13 protein-coding genes are annotated in these 16,839 nt (G+C 40.2%); 8 read left to right on the forward strand and 5 right to left on the reverse strand.

Annotated features, from left to right (window positions below; genetic code table 11):
* Position 1 precedes the first annotated feature (1 nt).
* From J4N24_RS22205 to J4N24_RS22215, 3 genes are all read right to left on the reverse strand, one after another.
* Positions 2 to 1,819 (reverse strand): response regulator, encoded by a 1,818-nt coding sequence (locus tag J4N24_RS22205; protein ID WP_207535951.1) that lies wholly within the window; start codon positions 1,817 to 1,819, stop codon positions 2 to 4.
* A gap of 701 nt (positions 1,820 to 2,520) precedes the next feature.
* The gene (locus J4N24_RS22210) at positions 2,521 to 3,636 is read right to left on the reverse strand and encodes an acyltransferase family protein (RefSeq protein WP_207535952.1); all 1,116 of its coding nucleotides are present in this window, start codon (positions 3,634 to 3,636) and stop codon (positions 2,521 to 2,523) included.
* A 129-nt stretch (positions 3,637 to 3,765) separates the two neighbouring features.
* Positions 3,766 to 4,965: an MFS transporter gene (locus J4N24_RS22215; RefSeq protein WP_207535953.1), complete on the reverse strand. Its 1,200-nt coding sequence runs from the start codon at positions 4,963 to 4,965 to the stop codon at positions 3,766 to 3,768.
* Between the two features lie 308 nt (positions 4,966 to 5,273).
* Here J4N24_RS22215 and J4N24_RS22220 point away from each other — a divergent pair, with 308 nt between their 5' ends.
* The 8 genes from J4N24_RS22220 (at position 5,274) to J4N24_RS22255 (ending at position 14,416) form a co-directional block, all read left to right on the forward strand.
* On the forward strand, positions 5,274 to 6,344 hold the full coding sequence (locus J4N24_RS22220) for a glycoside hydrolase family 43 protein (protein ID WP_207535954.1): 1,071 nt from the start codon (positions 5,274 to 5,276) through the stop codon (positions 6,342 to 6,344).
* A gap of 55 nt (positions 6,345 to 6,399) precedes the next feature.
* Positions 6,400 to 8,994: an alpha-L-arabinofuranosidase family protein gene (locus J4N24_RS22225; protein WP_207535955.1), complete on the forward strand. Its 2,595-nt coding sequence runs from the start codon at positions 6,400 to 6,402 to the stop codon at positions 8,992 to 8,994.
* Positions 8,995 to 9,024: 30 nt separating this feature from the next.
* The gene (locus tag J4N24_RS22230; RefSeq protein WP_207535956.1) at positions 9,025 to 10,983 is read left to right on the forward strand and encodes a glycoside hydrolase family 97 protein; all 1,959 of its coding nucleotides are present in this window, start codon (positions 9,025 to 9,027) and stop codon (positions 10,981 to 10,983) included.
* 227 nt (positions 10,984 to 11,210) lie between these two features.
* Positions 11,211 to 11,981 (forward strand): endonuclease/exonuclease/phosphatase family protein, encoded by a 771-nt coding sequence (locus tag J4N24_RS22235; RefSeq protein WP_242691772.1) that lies wholly within the window; start codon positions 11,211 to 11,213, stop codon positions 11,979 to 11,981.
* A gap of 14 nt (positions 11,982 to 11,995) precedes the next feature.
* Complete coding sequence (locus tag J4N24_RS22240) at positions 11,996 to 12,970, forward strand: bile acid:sodium symporter family protein (RefSeq protein ID WP_207535958.1); 975 nt, start codon at positions 11,996 to 11,998, stop codon at positions 12,968 to 12,970.
* A gap of 113 nt (positions 12,971 to 13,083) precedes the next feature.
* Positions 13,084 to 13,500, forward strand: coding sequence for an organic hydroperoxide resistance protein (locus J4N24_RS22245; RefSeq protein WP_207535959.1), 417 nt, complete (start codon positions 13,084 to 13,086; stop codon positions 13,498 to 13,500).
* 2 nt (positions 13,501 to 13,502) lie between these two features.
* On the forward strand, positions 13,503 to 13,985 hold the full coding sequence (locus tag J4N24_RS22250; protein WP_207535960.1) for a glutathione peroxidase: 483 nt from the start codon (positions 13,503 to 13,505) through the stop codon (positions 13,983 to 13,985).
* Positions 13,982 to 14,416, forward strand: a complete 435-nt coding sequence (locus J4N24_RS22255) for a MarR family winged helix-turn-helix transcriptional regulator (RefSeq protein ID WP_207535961.1) — start codon at positions 13,982 to 13,984, stop codon at positions 14,414 to 14,416. The genes J4N24_RS22250 and J4N24_RS22255 overlap by 4 nt, the downstream gene beginning before the upstream one ends.
* A gap of 83 nt (positions 14,417 to 14,499) precedes the next feature.
* Here J4N24_RS22255 and J4N24_RS22260 read toward each other — a convergent pair whose 3' ends face one another.
* Together J4N24_RS22260 and J4N24_RS22265 are read right to left on the reverse strand one after the other, a co-directional pair.
* The gene (locus J4N24_RS22260) at positions 14,500 to 15,363 is read right to left on the reverse strand and encodes a DUF808 domain-containing protein (RefSeq protein ID WP_207535962.1); all 864 of its coding nucleotides are present in this window, start codon (positions 15,361 to 15,363) and stop codon (positions 14,500 to 14,502) included.
* 149 nt (positions 15,364 to 15,512) lie between these two features.
* The gene (locus tag J4N24_RS22265; RefSeq protein ID WP_207535963.1) at positions 15,513 to 16,808 is read right to left on the reverse strand and encodes an alginate export family protein; all 1,296 of its coding nucleotides are present in this window, start codon (positions 16,806 to 16,808) and stop codon (positions 15,513 to 15,515) included.
* Between the last annotated feature and the right edge of the window lie 31 nt (positions 16,809 to 16,839).

The raw sequence follows: 16,839 nt of genomic DNA on the forward strand, positions 1-16,839 counted from the left end.
TTTACCCTGGTATAGTATTTCTTTGTAGTCCTGATACATTTTTCAGTGCAGACAGTAGTTCATCCATCTTGAACGGTTTGGATATATATATATCCATTCCTGCAGCAAAACAGGCTTCTTTATCCTCAGGTAAAGCGTTGGCTGTCATAGCTATGATGTGGGGTTGTCGTTGAGTTCCTGATCGAATTATTCGCGTAGCCTCGAGGCCGTCCATTTCAGGCATAAGAACATCCATCAGAATCAGGTCGTACAGCTTTTCCTGCGCCATTCCCACAGCTTCTACGCCATTACCCGCAATATCGATATGATATCCAAGTTTACCAAGTACTCTTAGGGCAAGCTTCTGATTGATCAGGTTGTCTTCGGCCAAAAGAATCGATAGGGGATACTCTTTGGCAAAATCAGCAGTTAGTTCAAGACCCTGGGAAAGCTTTACCTCCTGTTTTTTACCACCACTATTTCCTTTGAGTTCGATTTGAAGTGTTGAATAAAGCTGGCTCTCCTTAACAGGCTTCGTAAGAACAGATGAGAATAAATGAGGGTATTTACTACGGTTTTCGTCGCCCACGGCACTTAGAAGAATAATAGGTATGGCAGGTATTTTCTCCTTAATCTTTTGTGCTAATTCTACACCGTCCATTTCCGGCATTAGCTTATCTGTTATTACCAGGCTGTATTCGGAGTTAGTGTCAAGAAGAGCCAGTGCTTCTGCTCCTGACCCTGCAACAGCCACTTCAAGCTTCCACTGCCCTAACTGATGTTTAAGAACCTCAAGATAATGCTTGTTATCATCGACAAGAAGAACCTTCTTATTTTCGTTGGATTTAGTATTAAGGTTTGCATAATGCAGTTGACCTTTGGTAGATGTGGAGCAGTTAACAATGAATGAGAATGTTGTACCAACACCTAAAGTACTTTTTACCGTGATCTCACCACCCATCAACTGTACGATCTTGTCGCAAATTACAAGTCCCAATCCGGTTCCACCATATTTTCTTGTCGTTGATGAATCAACTTGAGAGAAAGCTTTAAAAAGCCTGCCAATCTTATCTTCAGGGATTCCAATACCTGTGTCCTTTACTTCAAATAAGACTTTAGCTTTCCCATCTTCAAATTTAAGCAGGGAGAGTTTAAGAAATACTTCACCATCCGGTGTGAATTTAAGAGCATTATTGATCAGGTTAATAAGCACCTGGCGAAGCCTGTGACTGTCTCCAATAAGACTGTTGGGAATTGCCGGATCAACCTGATAAATAAGGTCTAAGCCCTGAGTTGCTGCCTTGATAGAAAAAAGGTCCATTACCTCTTCAACACAAGTCCGGATATTAAAGTCATGCTGTTCAAGCTCCATGCTTCCCGATTCGATCTTCGAATAGTCAAGAATATCATTGATAAGCTCTAACAGAGCAGAACCACTTGTTTTAATAATTTCAAGGTATTCTTCCTGCTCTTTATCGAGCTTTGTGGAGGATAAAAGATTAGCCATTCCAATCACCCCATTCATTGGAGTCCGGATTTCATGGCTCATTGTAGCAAGAAATGTGCTTTTTGCCCGGTTTGCTTTTTCTGCTTCCTTCCTCGCATCCTCGGCATGTATTTTTTCCAAAAGTATAGCTGCGAGAAACTTCTTATGAAAGTCGAGTCCCATAAAAGAGAAAACCCAGCAAAGCGCAACAGATACCACCATGCTCTGAAAAAATTTCTCCCTCAGATTTTCCGGCGAAATGTATTGGTAGGGACTGTGTTCTTTAGTTGCGATAATGGAGAGGGCGAAGCATAAAGTACTAAAGCTAAGGTAAATTATGATCTCCTTTTTCATGCGAGGGCTTTCCTCAATTAAAAAGGGAAGTGAGAAAAAAACTGGCATAAAATACATATAGGTACCAGAGTCACGACCCTGCAAAATACTTAGAAGGCAGAAGAAAAGGTTGACCCCAACAATTGTTGAAAATTTAAGCAACTGAAAGTGCTTTCTTCTATACAGGTAGAAATCAAAAAGAAGCAAACCTGAATAAAGGCAAAGCAATAATACGGTGAGATTTAAGCCTTGTAAATAATTTATAACGATCAAAGGTATGTGAATCGCCAGCGTCACCTTTATGAATTTAACGATCCTTCTTGATACTTCAACAGAATCCAAAACAACCTCCCTCACATTTTCTCCCATCCTGTTCGCCTAAGTAACTTTTAATGAATCAAGTTGTACGGCATCAAGTATCTTTTGTTACTATTTATCATAAGCGCCTGTAAATATTACAATCCTAAGTTAAAGACTTAAAGTATTGAACAACTTATACTTAACTGCTGCAGTCTTAAAATAGTCAATAAGGAAATGGAGCGGCTTATGATCCGATGAGTGATATAAAAAAGCGTTATTCGCGTATTCCTAAATAAATTACAATTTTTAGGAAACCTTAAATATTTATTCTCGTATACCTGCCCGAGAGCGTTAATTTAGATTAGAAATGCCAGGTGTAATGCCTGGCTTTTCTATTTTTAGCCCGTAAGTTTCTGTTAATATTACATCCTGGCTAGCCTAAACCTTCTACCGATATAACGACTTATTTTTGTAAAAACAATACTTAAATCTCCATTTATAATCGAGTTGAAAATCTCTTTCGATAGGAGAACCCTTGCAACGGCTAAAGAGAATATAAGCAATAATATGCCGTAGGCGATTTCAACAGGAATTATAATGGCCGAATGAAGGGTGGATCCGCTGTAGAATAAGGAACTCAGATGCTTCCCGATGTATAACCAATATGGATGAATCAGGTAAATTAAAAACACAGTTTTCTCTTTAAAATAGTTCCCTGTCTTTATCCTATCCCGGTAATTAAAAATCAAAGCAAGTAGTAAAAATGTATATATGATATTGCTCAATCTAAGAATATTTCCTGGGTCTGTACGAAGATTTGCTTCTTGTATGGAATAGCTTTCAAATACGCTGAGACCAAAGGCTGAAAACATGGCGATAAAAGCAAAAATACGTAATAGGAAGTTAGATTTGAGGTAGCCAAGAGATTGCTTGATGGGTTGGAAATAAACAAATAGTAACCGGCCCAGGAAGAAAAAGCTGAAATAGGCAAATACAGCGCTATTGTGTTTACGGGGAACCCAATGGTAGTAAATATTGATGCTGTAGAATAGGGTTATCAATACTGCTGGAACCAGAAGGAATTTTACAAGCTTTATACTTCTTATATAATTGTTTAATAGTAGTATTAGAAATAAGTTGATCGGAAACCAGTAAATAGATCTGAAAAAAAGGTTAAAGAGCTCGTTGCCGGCAAAAGAAAGGTCAAGCTCCTGCTTGTTTTCCCCAAGCTGTGGGAGCACCAATACATTAAGAATAATCCATGGAAATATAAAGATGAGAGAAGGTATAAGAATAGTAAGCGCCTTTCTTCTGATCAATTCAGAGTAACTGTATTTGTTCACTGAATTTTGAAAAAGAAAGCCACCAATAATCATAAAAAGTAGTGAGCCAAATTTGAAGAACTGACTATAAATCAAATATCCAACAGAATATTCTGTGTCTGCTGCAACCCCAATCTGGGCGTGATTTAGGATGATAGCGACAATAGCTACTACGCGCAAATTCGCGATAGCTGAAAAACGTAAATTTGATTTCATAGGTGAGAAAGGGATTTCAAGGTGATTAACACTAACTCATCCTATCAGTTTTTATTAAATTTAATGAACGCTTAATCCTACTGTAACAAGTTGTTCACAATACCGGAAAGGCTTAGAGTTTTATGTAAGTCAAGCATCTTCAAACACTTTGGCCCTCATCACGAGAAATGATATTAATAACCCAAAGCAACCTATCAATGCATAAGAATAACGAAGGCTTGATAGAGCAGACACATAACCTATTAATGGAGGTCCAAGCAAGAATCCGAAATAGCTGATACTCGAAACCATAGCTAAAGCAGTGCCGGCTGAGATACGTTTGTTCTTGCCTGCGATACTATATAGTGTGGGAACCACACTCGAGACGCCAAGACCAACGAGCATAAAGCCCAACGTTGCAGGAATCAGGGATGGAAAAAATACAGAAATGGCCATCCCCGCAGAAATTGTCAGGCCGCTATACTGAATTGTCCTTTTACGACCGAATTTGGAGATAATGCGGTCGCCGATAAATCGGCCTGTTGCCATCATCACCATAAAAGAGGCATATCCTACTACTACAAATCGCGAGGGAGCTTCAACGATTTCTTTGAAGTAAACCCCACTCCAGTCAAACATGGCTCCTTCCGTACCCATGCAGCAGAATCCAACAACGCCCAATATGGCCAGTGATGCATCTGGTTTTACAAAAAATCTGCCTTTTTTATTTGCCTCCATGGCCGGTTTTGCCGGAACAAGAAAAGGATAATTTATAAGTGTATTCGAAAAGATCAGCAGGATGATGAAGCAAAAGTGCTGGAATGGTGTCATTCCAAAATTTACCATAAGTAGTCCTATTAGGGCTCCAGTAAATCCTGCAATGCTCCAGGCTCCATGAAAGGAAGCCATAATTGATCTTCCGAAGAGCTTTTCTGCTTCAACTCCCTGGGTATTACAAGAGATGTTAGCAATATTACCGATGATACCAAACAGGAATAGGGAAGCCATAAGAGCCAATGAACTAGTCGCTAGTCCCAATATACACAAACCCAGTACATACAGCGGCGCGGCAATTGCAAGTATTTTTTTACTACCAAAAAGCGAAACTAATTTTGCAGATAGGGGCATAGTACAGAGTTGACCTGCAGGAAGGGCCAGAAGAATAGTGCCGAGAGCAGCATCCGAGAGGTCGAGTTCATGCTTGATATCAGGAATACGACTAGCCCATGAAGCGAAGGCTATTCCTTGACCGAAATAGAATGCAGAAACTGCTATCCTCATCCGTCTCAAACTGCCAAACTGCTCCTTACCTTCATTGTCTTTGTTAGTGCTTATCGAGTGATTATCCATTCCTACGTTCTTACTGTTGCCAAAGATCGCTTAAACAACAGATGCAAAGAGCTATTGTATTCAATTTTTTCAATTTATACATCTTATCCGGGGGAATTGAAAGCTCTTTTAGCTAGATGACCTGAACCCAGGGGAGAGAAATATCGCGAAGTCAGGATAGGCAGCATTTAATTTTTACAAGGCTTGCTTTAAATTCGCTTCTTCTCAGGGGGTAATTAAATAAAATAGAGGGGTAATAACAATATTTTTAATATAATTGTATTACTGACAATTATATTTACAACCACACACTAATTACGATTCAACCAATGATTTCCCTAAGATCAATGTTTCTTATGTTGTCTGTTTTGTTAATCACAACGACTTATGGTCAGACAAGGAGAAAGCTGCCGAAAGAAAAACAAATGGGTGCCTATCTGTTGGTCTATTTCAAGGATGATACTCATGGACTATATTATGCGGTAAGTAAAGACGGTTATAGCTTTACGGATGTTAATGGATCTAAGCCGATCATTGCCGGAGATACTATTGCTGAGCAGAAAGGTATACGGGATCCCTATATATATCGTGCTCCTGACGGGATGTTTTATTTAGCTCTTACAGACCTGCACATTTATGCTAAGAAAGCAGGTTATAGAGATTCCGAGTGGGAAAGGGATGGAGCGCAGTATGGCTGGGGTAACAACAGAGGTATTGTTTTAATGAAATCGCCAGACCTCATTCACTGGTCACACACTGTTTTGCGCGTTGACAAAGCTTTTCCAGAACTTGCGAACATCGGCTGTGCCTGGGCACCGGAACTGATCTACGATGAGAAGGAGAGGAAGACGATGATGTACTTTACTATGCGATTCGGTAAAGAGAAGGAAAAGGTTTATTATACCTATATGAATAAGGATTTTACAGCCATGGAAACTTTACCAAAGGCGCTTTTTGAATATCCTAAACCCAATATTGCTTATATAGATGCGGATATAACTAAAGTTGGAAATAAGTATCACATGTTTTATGTACCGCATGAAGGTACTGCAGGGATTAAACATGCTGTGTCTGACTCCATAAACGCAGGGTATAGGTATGAGGAAACACAGGTAGACCCCGAGCGTGTGGGATGTGAAGCTCCCACGATTTATAAAAGGATCGGAGAAAATAAATGGGTGCTTATATACGATATATACCGAATTAATCCTCACAATTTTGGTTTTAGCGAAACTTCTGATTTTGTCCATTTCAAAAATTTGGGACATTTTAACGAAGGAGTAATGAAGGCAACCAATTTTTCTTCACCCAAGCATCCTGCGGTAATACAGATCACGGCTAAAGAAGCCAGGAAAATATCAAAGAATTGGAACTCGGGGTTACAGTTGCAGGGCAATTGAAGTTCCGGATTGAAGGAATACACTAATCAACTATATAACACAAGCTAAATTAGGCATGAAAAATTTTTTATTATCTCTTGTATTTATCCTGGCTACGCTTTGCCCGGGAACTAGCTTTGCTATAAACAAAGTTGGATACGATAGACCAGATTCCGTTTATTTATTCTCGTATGGGACCAATGGTTTACGCTTTGCCTGGAGCCTTGATAAACAAAATTGGACGAGAATAGGAAACGGGTACATTTTTCTAAAGAGTGATTACGGGACCTGGGGAGCAGAGAAGAAAATGTATACTCCATATCTTTTTAAGGGGAAAGATAACCTTTGGCAGCTAGTGTGGAGCCTCAACGATTATACTTTGCAATTCGCTCATTCAAGTTCCAAGGATCTTGTTAGCTGGGGGCCGCAAAGTTATCCCTATATAAACAAGGGTAAAAATATCTTAAAGCCGGTTATCTCTTATAACCACGCTTCGCAGATTCACGAGGTAAGCTGGGTGGATGGAAATGGTAAATACTACCAAACCACAAGCAAAGATCTAAAGAACTATTCGAAGGCAGAAGAGGTAACTGCCTCTGCGTACAAAAATAAGAGTGTAACAATAGTAATTGCCGGAGAATCTAACGAGGGGCAGATTCATAGAGTTAGCTGGAATATAGTGGATGGATTGATTAAAAGTTATGAACTTCAACAATTTAAGGCGGCCCAGAACTCGGAGGTGGCAAAGGACGACCCACAACGCTTTGCCGGACTAAAGCCGCTCGATGCCAAAATAGTGCTCCATCCCCAGGAAACTAAAAGAATAAGTGACCTCCTTACCGGGGTTTTCTTTGAGGACATTAATTATGCGGCTGATGGAGGATTATATGCAGAACTAGTTCAGAACAGGGGCTTTGAATATCACCCATACGATAAAAAGTATAGGGATAAGGATTGGGACGCGAGCTATGCCTGGTCTATAAAAGGGGAGAAGGCCACTTTAACTATCGATTCGCTCAGTCCCATACATCCTAACAATAAGCATTTTGCGGTATTGAAAGTTGAAAGACCTGGTGCTTCCCTCACCAATTCAGGATATGATGGGATAGCAGTCAAAAAGGGTCTTTCCTATAATTTTTCAGCTTTTATAAAGCAAGTTGAGGGGACTGGAAATAAAGTAGAAGTCCGCCTGGTGAGTGATAAACAAGGAGTTTTAGCTAAAACAGTGCTGAGGTATCCGGCTTCCGGATGGAAAACACTAAATTCAACTCTCAAACCTTCTAGTGATGCTGTCGATGTCAGGTTAGAGTTACAGCCATTGAGTTCTGGTGCTCTTGCCTTTGATATGGTCTCTTTATTTCCCACAAATACTTTCAAAGGGAGGAAAAATGGCTTGCGTGCTGATCTTGCTCAGGCTGTTGCCGATATACGCCCGCGTTTTATTCGTTTTCCTGGCGGTTGCGTTGCCCATGGTGACGGACTTGCAAATATCTATCGCTGGAAAAATACTATCGGGCCGCTGGAAACCAGGAAAGGAGACCGGAATATATGGAACTATCATCAAAGTATGGGCTTAGGCTTTTTTGAGTATTTCCAATTTTGTGAAGATATTGGAGCCGAACCTGTTCCTATAGTAGCAGCTGGAGTTCCTTGTCAAAATTCTTCGCACGGAGGCGGCGGTCAACAGGGAGGAATCCCAATGAGTGAGATGGACGAGTATATACAGGACGTTATTGACCTGGTAGAATGGGCTAATGGAGGAGTGAATACCCCGTGGGGAAAAAAACGTGCAGACGCTGGACATCCTAAGCCTTTTAATCTTAAATATTTAGGTATTGGGAATGAAGATCAAATTACAGAAGTGTTTAAAGAACGCTTCGAGATGATCTATAAGGCCGTGAGGAAAGCCCATCCTGAAATAACCATAATTGGTACTGCCGGGCCTTTCTTCGAAGGAACAGATTACGAGGAAGGCTGGAAAATAGCGTCTGACCTTAAAGTTCCTGTAATCGATGAACATTACTACCAGTCGCCCGGTTGGTTCATTAATAACCAGGATTTCTACGACAAATACGACCGGTCCAAGTCGAAAGTATATCTGGGTGAATACGCAGCGAGTTTACCGGGAGGAAACCGTACAAACCTGGAAACTTCATTAGCAGAAGCTGTATACCTTACATCGCTGGAAAGAAATGGAGATGTTGTTCATATGGCTTCTTATGCACCACTTTTAGCAAAAGAAGGACATACACAATGGAATCCGGATATGATCTATTTTAATAATACAGAAGTAAAGCCAACGGTAGGTTACTATATACAGCAGCTATACGGTCAGAACGCAGGGGACCAGTACATTCCCGCTAGTCTCAATCTTTCTAATCCTTCAGAAAATGTGAGGAAAAGAATAGCTTATTCTGTAGTAAGAGACAGTAAAACGAATGATCTTATTGTAAAGATGGTTAACGTACTGCCAACCAGCGTAAATGCCGGGATTAACTTCAATGGTATCACTACTGGCGGAAGGGTATTAAAAACAGTTATCACTGGTAATCCTGACGACAGAAGCGTTCAGCCTTTGAAATCTGAGCTTTCCTCATCAGCTTTCAATAATAATTTGGAATTACCTCCCTATTCTTTCACCGTATTAAGATTTAAACGTAAACAAAATTAAGCTTCCTTCAGGAAGTTAAATCGATCTGTAATGAACCAAAATCAAAAAGCGAAAAAAAGATTTTTTACACTATTGTTCCTGGGCCTTAGCGTTGTTTGCACCGCTCAGAATCTAAAGGTAAGCAGTCCGGATAAACTCCTTCAGGTAGATTTGTCTGTGGATAATGGCCGCCCTCGTTATACGGTTTCTTATAAGGGGAAGACGATGCTTGAAAAGTCTCCACTCGGTCTTGTAAGTAATGTTGCTGATTTAAGTCAGGGACTTACCCTAACTGCCAGGAACGAAACATTTATTGATAAAAACTATACCCAAAGGAAAATTAAAAAGTCGACAGTTCACTATCAGGCAAATGAACTTACCTGTACTTTTAGTAATCCCCAAAAACAAACATTACAGGTCGTATTCCGTGTAAGCAACAACGATATTGCTTTTAGATATGCCCTTCCGGCAGATGGTGAAACAGCACGTTGTATTATCCAGAAGGAGGCAACTGGATTTGATTTTCCTTCAGAGACAACCACATTTTTAACTCCACAAGCTACTCCGATGATCGGTTGGAAGCATACAAAGCCGAGTTATGAGGAAGAATACGAACCTGAGGCTCCATTAGGGAAAGCGTCTAAATATGGATTAGGTTATACTTTTCCCGGCTTGTTCCACGTAGGAAAAAATGGTTGGGTTTTAATTTCGGAGACAGGGGTAAGTAGTTCCTATTGCGCCTCCCGTTTGGGAGAAGGAACGAAAGATGGTTTGTTCAATCTCTCTTTTCCTGAAAAAGGAGAGAATAACGGTATTGGAAGTGCGGAACCTGGACTGGCTTTGCCTGGAGAAACTCCCTGGAGAACTATTACTGTTGGGGATGGATTGAAACCAATAGTAGAAACCACCATCCCTTTTGATGTGGTTGAGCCGCTTTACGAGCCATCCGTAGATTATAAATACGGAAGGGCAACCTGGAGCTGGATTATGTGGCAGGATAACAGTATGAATTACGACGACCAAATTACCTTCATTGATCTGGCGGCAAAAATGGGGTATGAGTACATTCTTGTTGATGCTTTATGGGATACTCAGGTGGGCTATAACCGAATGCCGGAACTTTTCAATTATGCTAAATCGAAAGGAGTAGGGATATTTCTCTGGTATAATTCGAATGGTTACTGGAACGATGCACCACAGGGAGCTAAAAACCGCATGAATAGTGCAAGCGCTCGTAAGAATGAGATGAAGTGGTTAAAAAGTTTAGGGGTAAAGGGCCTCAAGGTTGATTTCTTTGGGGGCGATAAACAAGAGACCATGAAATTATATGAAGACATTCTTTCAGACGCGAACGAGTATGGCTTAATGGTCATATTTCATGGGTGTACCTTGCCAAGAGGCTGGGAGAGAATGTATCCGAATTACGTAAGCAGTGAGGCCGTTCTTGCGTCGGAAAACCTTATCTTTAATCAACACTTTGACGATAATGAAGCTTTTAATGCTTGTTTGCATCCCTTTATCCGTAATACAGTAGGAAGTATGGATTTTGGTGGTACCCTATTAAATAAGCGTCATAACCGGAAAAACGACGGAGGCACTATACGTAAGACTACTGATATCTTTCAGCTCGCAACCGCTGTGCTATTCCAAAGCCCTATTCAGAATTTTGCGATAACCCCGAACAATCTGACAGATGTACCTGCATTCGAGATCGACTTTATGAAACAAGTACCTACAACTTGGGATGAAACTCGTTTTGTTGATGGTTATCCTGGTAAGTATTGTGTACTTGCCCGGCGCAATGGTGAAAAGTGGTATGTTACCGGTGTGAATGCAGGCAAGGAACCTCTTAATTTAAACCTTAATCTTCCAATGCTGGCAAACTCTGAAGTCTCTTTTTATATTGATAATAAGGATAGAACACCTCGTTACGGGAAGAAGAAAATTAAAGCTAATGGAACTGTAAGTGTTCAGATACAACCTGAAGGTGGGGTAATCTTCTGTAAATAAAACCGTTCATATTACATATAAGAGGGCCAAATGGCCCTCTTTTTATTTATCGCTACCAGGAAAAATAAAATTTTATTAACCTTGCTTTCACAATTGTTCTGGTAAATTCATCCTCAAATTTCACGAATTAGCACACATATATTCTTCTAATGAAAAAAGTACTCTTATTCATCTTTTGCTTAATTAGTTCTACGAGCTCCTTTGCTCAAAATAAAAAGTTACCTGGTATGAAGGTAGCAAGTTATAACCTTCGCCTCGACACGAAGTCAGATAGTTTGAATGCCTGGCCATATCGCAAAGAAAATGTTAAGGCTTTAATTGAATATCATGGTTTAGACCTGATTGGAACTCAGGAAGGGTATCTTCATCAGATAAAGGCGCTTACTGAAATTCCAGGATTTGCTTATTTTGGCGCAGGTCGAGATGATGGAAAACAAGCAGGTGAGCACTCTGCTATTCTTTACAGAAAGGATCGTTTTGCTATTCTCGATTCAGGAAATTTTTGGTTGAGAGAAACTCCTGCTCTACCGGGAAAAGGCTGGGATGCGGTTTGTTGTAACCGGATCTGTTCATGGGCGAAATTTAGAGATAATTTAAGTGGTAAAAAATTTTACATGTTCAACGTTCATTTCGATCACCAGGGAGTTGTCGCACGGCGGGAGTCTGGGAAACTTATGGTAGCAAAAATGAAAGAAATAGCAAAAGGTGCTCCGCTAATTTGCACTGGTGATTTCAATTCTACTCCAGAGACCGAGCAAATACAGACATTGTCTTCTTATCTTAACGATAGTTATACTGCAACCCGAATGCCTCCTTATGGTCCGGTTGGAACTTTCAACGCCTTCAAATTTGCTGCTCCTTTAAAGGAACGAATAGACTATGTCTTTTTGAGTAAAGACTTTTTGATAAAAAAATATGGGGTGCTTACTGATGCAAAAGAACAGCGCTACCCATCTGACCATCTTCCTGTAGTGGCTGACGTAGAATTTCTAAAATAAAACAGGCCTTGCTAATGGTCCAGTTCCTTAAGAAGATCGGTATTGATTATTTTATTGTCGGTATTATAAGTATGATCCTTCTGGCAAATCTATGGCCAGAAGGAGGCCTGGATACATCTCCTTATTCCCTGGGTACATTGGCTAATTGGGGAGTAACCGTTATTTTTTTCTTTTACGGCTTACGCTTGAGTCGCGAGAAACTGGTGACCGGTCTTACGAACTGGAAACTGCACGTAGTGGTTCAGATGAGTACATTCCTATTATTTCCTCTGTTAATTTTACTTGTAAAACCTCTATTCGGATCCGCTCCTGATCTTTGGCCGGGTTCCTTCTTTCTAGCAAGTCTGCCCTCAACTGTTTCTTCTTCTGTTGTAATGGTATCAATTGCCTCCGGTAATATTCCTGCTGCTATTTTCAATGCAAGTATTTCAGGAATTCTGGGAATTTTTCTAACTCCAATTTGGATGAGCATAGCTGTGGGGCCAGGAGGAACCGAGGGCGGGGATCTTAAAAATATAATCTTAAAACTAACCCTTCAGGTTCTCCTTCCGGTTATTCTTGGATTCGTTCTTAGTAAAAAGTGGGGAGCGTTTGCGGAAAGAAATAAGAAGTTCTTAAAGCTATACGATCAAAGTATTATTCTAATTATTGTCTATACTTCTTTCTCTGAATCCTTTGCTAAGAATCTCTTTGATAGCCTTTCCGTTAAAGAGCTGTTCGTACTGGCAGCAGCAATGGCTGTCCTGTTTTTCTCGGTATTTTATCTAGTATCATTATTCTCTAGCTGGCTTAATTTCAATCGCGAGGACCGCATTACTGCTGTTTTTTGCGGTTCCAAAAAATCTCTGGTTCATGGCACTGTAATGTCCAAAGTTCTTTTTTTGAATAGCAGTGCTATTGGGCTGATCCTGCTGCCACTGATGATCTATCATGCTACGCAATTAATCATCGCCGCAATGATTGCGCAAAATTGGTCGGAAAAGAAATAGCCTGATCAAAGATCCACCTGAATAATTACTTGTTTATTACAATGCCAGTAATGTTAAACAAGTATAGTTTTAGATATTTGTATCGTGCACGATATAAGTGATGCATTAGTAGTATGAAAGTAATTTATCAGACATCAGCAACAGCGAAAGGCGGCCGGAATCGTCATGTTAAAAGTATTGACGGAATCCTTGATCTTGAAGTCCGTATTCCGAAGGAAATGGGAGGATCGGGGGGATACACTAACCCTGAACAGTTATTTGCTGCAGGGTATGCCGCTTGTTTTGATAGTGCCTTGAATTTAGTAATGCGGCAGGAAAAAATAGCAACAGGTACGCAGTCAGAGGTTACTGGAACCGTAGGTATAGGTCAAAATGAAACGGGAGGGTTTCAGCTTTCTGTGAAGCTTTCAGTAAGTATTTCAGGGGTTGATAAGGAGAAAGCGATGGAACTTGTAGAAAAAGCTCATTCAGTGTGTCCTTATTCTAATGCGACGAGAGGAAACATTGATGTTGAATTGGAAGTTATCTAAAAATGGAAAGCAATTTTTATAATCTTACAGCCAGGACTCCACAAGGAAAAGATATTCCCATGTCCGATTTTAGGGGAAAGGCTGTTTTAATTGTAAATACAGCAACAAGGTGTGGGCTAGCCCCACAGTTTGAAGGGCTGGAGCTGCTCCACCAGACCTATAAAGACCAGGGGCTTGTTGTCCTTGGTTTTCCTTGCGATCAGTTTATGGGTCAGGAGCCGGAATCTAATGAGACATTGGAGCAGGTTTGTAAAGTGAATCATGGAGTGAGCTTTCAACTTACTGAAAAATGCGATGTAAATGGGAGTAATACCCATCCTATATTTAAGTACTTGAAAAATGAACTCGGAGGGCTGTTTGGAAGCAAGGTGAAATGGAACTTTACAAAGTTTTTAATAGGGAAGGACGGCAAGCCCTACAAAAGATATTCTCCGGTGACAAAGCCCGATGCTATTGAGAAAGACATCCAAAAATTGCTATTATGACAAATGGAGAAGATAGTTTAAAATTAAGTAATCAGCTATGTTTTCCTTTATATACAGCAAGCAGACTGGTAACTAAATGTTATCAGCCTCTTCTATCTAAACTCGACCTTACCTATCCTCAATATCTCGTACTGTTGGTGTTGTGGGAGGAGGACCAGGTACGGCTTAGTGATATTGCTGTTAAGTTGCAGCTCCAAAGCAATACCCTAACTCCATTATTAAAAAGAATGGAGGAGTTGAAGCTGATTAAACGCCTGAAGTCATCCGAAGATGAGCGAAGTATTATTATATCGCTCACCGAAAAGGGCATAGCTCTTAAGAAAGAAGCAGAGTGGATCCCAGAAAGTCTTGGAGAAAAGCTAAACCTATCCGCGGTGGAAGCAAAGCAGTTATACCAACTACTATACAAGCTTATCAACTCGGCTGAGTAATTAAAGAGCATTTGAAGTACAATAGTCTAATTTGCTGTATAGCTATTAAACCCCGATTATTGCTCTTTAACGTGTACAAAATATTATTTGAAGGCGCTGACTGCCTTTTTTCCTCCGGTTATAACAACAACAGCCAGCAGGCCTGCTATAATGCCAAACCCAAATTCTTTTATAGTTGAGTTTAAATCTGGCAGAATATGATGTAAAAAATCAATATTATGAACGAAAATACCCCCAGCTACCAGTAGCAGTGCGATAGTGCCAACAACTGAGAGGATGCGAATGATAACAGGAAGCGATTTTACCAGTAAAGTACCCAGCAGGGCCAGAGGACCTTTTTCATTGGCCCGTTTGATAAGCTTATAACCTGCGTCATCCATTCTTACAATAAGAGCAACTATTCCGTACACGCCTATGGTTGCAAGGAGAGCCACGGTAGCTACTGTTATAATTTGAGTGGTAAGTGATTCATCCATCACACTTCCCAGCGCTATAATTACAATTTCAACTGATAATATAAAGTCAGTTGTTATTGCCGACTTTATCTTTGTTTTCTCAGCCTGCTGCGGGTCTTCCTCAACCTCTTCGATTACCTCATGCCCTTCTTTTCCCCGGTGAAAAAAATATTCGATAATTTTCTCAACTCCTTCGTACGCCAAATATAGTCCACCTAAAATCAGGACAATCTTGATGGCAGCAGGAAAAAAAGCATTTAGTAACAGAGCAATTGGGACAATAATGAGCTTATTGAGCAAAGAACCTTTTGTGATAGCCCATAGTACTGGAAGTTCTCTTGATGAAAGAAAACCTGTTGCTTTTTCTGCATTTACCGCCAAATCATCACCTAAGATACCAGCTGTTTTACGGGTAGCGACTTTAGTTGCAACCGCAACATCGTCCATTAAAGCAGTTATATCATCTAAAATCGCAAAAAAACCTGATGCCATATTTTTTAAAAGTCCTTAAATCCTTGTTTTATAGTTTCAGCTATTCAAACTCCGCTTCTGCTATAATCTTGCCAATATTACTGAAAGGAATCGAAAGTTAAAGTATTGAAGTAATAACACTAACTTTTAAGAGAAATGTTCGATGTATACTATTTCGAGTAATTGAAAAAACGGGGTTTAACTACTAATTGAGTCCAAAGCCAGGAGTTAAATTTGTTTTTATCTCCTCCATTGCTCATGAACTCCAATGTTGACGTTCCTTTCAGAGCCGATACGCCGCCTTGCAATAATGCGATTTCTGAAAACTTATATCCTGCAGCAAGGTCACTTTCTACCGCCATGAATGAGCTCATGGGTTTTCCAGTATTAAGAACAGGAGCCATCGTATAAAATACATGAGGTGTAAGGTCAATATTAAATTTGCCTTTTTTGTACCGTATAGAGGCGTAAAGATCTTCTAAGCCTGTTTTGTTGGAAAGCCGGCCCCCAACAAAAAAATAATCCATAGTTCCGTTGAATTTGTGGTTTGTACCATAAAGCGGAGTAAATGAATGATTTTTGCCGTCAGATTCGTTCATTCCTGTTCCGGAAAGGATTTCACCTCCAAGAACGACAGTTAACATTTTCGACGTTTTCCACTTGATGTCCGTTGCCAGGTTCCATGCTCTTAACTTTTTGTGAGAAGCATCGTTTCCGCCTTGAAAGTATCCTTCCGTATTCCATTCCAACTGGTTCCTAACATATTCTATTCTACTTCCAATAGTCTGCGAATGAGATATTCTGCGATTTGCAGGGCTAGAGGTTGCCTCCTTATTAACAGTATATTCAATTCCATTGTTAAGGAAAAGGAGACTGCTGTTCAGATTTTTAAACTTTTTATTAAACCAAAGTATCAGTAAGTATTTGTAGTTATTTACGTCATAGATCTCGCGACTTAATGTCTCAGATTTACTATTCAGGCCTAACACAAGGTGTCCTTGAATTTGCTTTTTTGCATCTGCATACTTTAAAAGAGCTGCGTCAAAACTTCTGGCCTGCTGAGCCCAGTCTGAGTTACCTACAATCCTGGCGTTGTCATAGTTCAACTCATGTCGTCCTAATTTGAGATTCCATCGTTCAGCAAGTGCCAGTTCGATCCAAAACTCATGAACGTCAAAAGTATTTTTGTCTCCAATGTTCTGCTGCTCTGTTGATCCCCAGTTACGTACATCTTGCAATACTGCTCCCAGGCTTAGTTTCTGCTTCTCGTCACTATAATTGAAGTTCAGCCTTGAACGCTGGGTAATAAAACTTGCTGCCAGGTCAAGTGAATCGTTTGCGGGCCTTAATCTTCCATATCCATTGCGGTACTCAAACCTCGGTTTAAATTCACCACCGATAGAAAAGTTCTGAGATTTGGAGACAAAGAATGAAAAACAGGAAATTATACAGAGAACGTATTTCATGAGTTTATTTGAAAGGCTGATTTAACGAGAA

Source organism: Desertivirga arenae (genome assembly GCF_017355785.1).
GTDB lineage: Bacteria > Bacteroidota > Bacteroidia > Sphingobacteriales > Sphingobacteriaceae > Desertivirga > Desertivirga arenae.

What these genes read in the sequence shown, in the direction of transcription:
- J4N24_RS22225 (WP_207535955.1), top strand. Translation starts at nt 6,400, where the DNA reads ATGAAAAATTTTTTATTATCTCTTGTATTTATCCTGGCTACGCTTTGC.
- J4N24_RS22265 (WP_207535963.1), bottom strand. Translation starts at nt 16,808, where the DNA reads ATGAAATACGTTCTCTGTATAATTTCCTGTTTTTCATTCTTTGTCTCC.
- J4N24_RS22220 (WP_207535954.1), top strand. Translation starts at nt 5,274, where the DNA reads ATGATTTCCCTAAGATCAATGTTTCTTATGTTGTCTGTTTTGTTAATC.
- J4N24_RS22210 (WP_207535952.1), bottom strand. Translation starts at nt 3,636, where the DNA reads ATGAAATCAAATTTACGTTTTTCAGCTATCGCGAATTTGCGCGTAGTA.
- J4N24_RS22230 (WP_207535956.1), top strand. Translation starts at nt 9,025, where the DNA reads ATGAACCAAAATCAAAAAGCGAAAAAAAGATTTTTTACACTATTGTTC.
- J4N24_RS22235 (WP_242691772.1), top strand. Translation starts at nt 11,211, where the DNA reads ATGAAGGTAGCAAGTTATAACCTTCGCCTCGACACGAAGTCAGATAGT.
- J4N24_RS22250 (WP_207535960.1), top strand. Translation starts at nt 13,503, where the DNA reads ATGGAAAGCAATTTTTATAATCTTACAGCCAGGACTCCACAAGGAAAA.
- J4N24_RS22245 (WP_207535959.1), top strand. Translation starts at nt 13,084, where the DNA reads ATGAAAGTAATTTATCAGACATCAGCAACAGCGAAAGGCGGCCGGAAT.
- J4N24_RS22215 (WP_207535953.1), bottom strand. Translation starts at nt 4,965, where the DNA reads ATGGATAATCACTCGATAAGCACTAACAAAGACAATGAAGGTAAGGAG.
- J4N24_RS22205 (WP_207535951.1), bottom strand. Translation starts at nt 1,819, where the DNA reads ATGAAAAAGGAGATCATAATTTACCTTAGCTTTAGTACTTTATGCTTC.
- J4N24_RS22260 (WP_207535962.1), bottom strand. Translation starts at nt 15,363, where the DNA reads ATGGCATCAGGTTTTTTTGCGATTTTAGATGATATAACTGCTTTAATG.
- J4N24_RS22255 (WP_207535961.1), top strand. Translation starts at nt 13,982, where the DNA reads ATGACAAATGGAGAAGATAGTTTAAAATTAAGTAATCAGCTATGTTTT.
- J4N24_RS22240 (WP_207535958.1), top strand. Translation starts at nt 11,996, where the DNA reads ATGGTCCAGTTCCTTAAGAAGATCGGTATTGATTATTTTATTGTCGGT.